General features: G+C 72.5%; 1 protein-coding gene. It reads left to right on the top strand.

The features are described 5' to 3' along the window. The first annotated feature begins 88 nt into the window (after positions 1-88). Positions 89-1,132, top strand: a complete 1,044-nt coding sequence (locus tag Q7F20_RS18595) for a Gfo/Idh/MocA family protein (protein WP_305741537.1) — start codon at positions 89-91, stop codon at positions 1,130-1,132. Positions 1,133-1,247: the final 115 nt, after the last annotated feature.

The following is a 1,247-nucleotide window of genomic DNA, read 5'->3' on the forward strand; positions in this document are numbered from 1 at the left end:
CCGACCCGCCCACCCCACTCCGCCGCCTGACAGACTGGACGCACGCGCCGCGGGAGTCGTGGCGCGCCAGCCACGAAGGAGTGCACGCATGACGGTCCGGATCATCCACGTCGGTCTCGGAGGGTGGGGCGGCAACTGGGCCCGCACCGCCATCCCGGAGGTCACCGAAGTGGAGGTGGTCGGGATCGTCGACCCGGTCCCGGCGACTCTGGACGCCGTGCGCGCGGACCTCGGGCTGCCGGAGTCCGCGGCGTTCGCGTCCCTCACCGAGGCGCTCGCCGGGGTCGAAGCCGACGCAGTCGTCATCACCGCCCCCGCTGTGACGCACGTGCCGCTCGCGCTCGAGGCGCTCGAGGCCGGCAAGCACGTCCTCGTCGAGAAGCCGTTCGCGAACTCCACCGACGAGGCGCTGCAGGCCGTCCGCCGTGCCGAGGAACTCGGCCTCGTGCTGCAGGTCAGCCAGAACTACCGCTGGTACCCGGCGCCCCGGGTCGTGCAGGACCTGCTCGCCGCGGACACCGTGGGCGAGCTCTCGGCGATCAGCATCGACTTCCGGCAGTGGGACAACGACCTGGCGTTCGAGGAACACCCGCACTACCGGTTCCCCCACGCGATGATCAACGACATGGCGATCCACCACTTCGACCTCCTCCGGATGATCACCGGTCGCGAGGCCGTCCGCGTCTTCGCGAAGTCGTCGTACCCGTCGTACAGCAAGTACCAGGACGAAGCCGTCGCGTCGATGATCATCGAGCTCGACGACGGTCTCGTGGTGAGCTACCGCGGCAGCTGGCTCTCCCGCGCGCCGCGGACGGCCTGGGCGGGGGAGTGGAGCATCCAGGGCGAGGACGGCGAGCTCTGGTTCACCAGTCGCTCCGGGGCGCCGAACGCCGTCGCGGGGGACCGCGTGACCGTCCGCCGGACGCAGGACGACGAGGCCGAGGCGGTCGAGCTGCCGACGATGGCGCACACCGACCGCCAGGGTGGGCTGCAGGCCTTCGCGCGCTCGGTGTCCGGCGGCGCCGCGCCGGAGACGAGTGGTCGCGACAACCTGCGGAGCCTGGCGCTGATGGAGGCCGCCGGCCGCTCCGCGGCGTCCGGCCTGCCCGAGGACGTCGTCGTCCCGTCCTGAGGGGCGAGTACCCAGGCGGACGGGAGGCGCGGTGCGGGCCGCCACCGCGCCTCCCGTCCCACAGGTCCGACGTCACGCGCCCAGCGACAGTTCACGCCCGTACGCGCGCGTGAAC

Origin of the sequence: Curtobacterium sp. A7_M15 (genome assembly GCF_030705415.1) — a bacterium.
Classification (GTDB): Bacteria; Actinomycetota; Actinomycetes; order Actinomycetales; family Microbacteriaceae; genus Curtobacterium.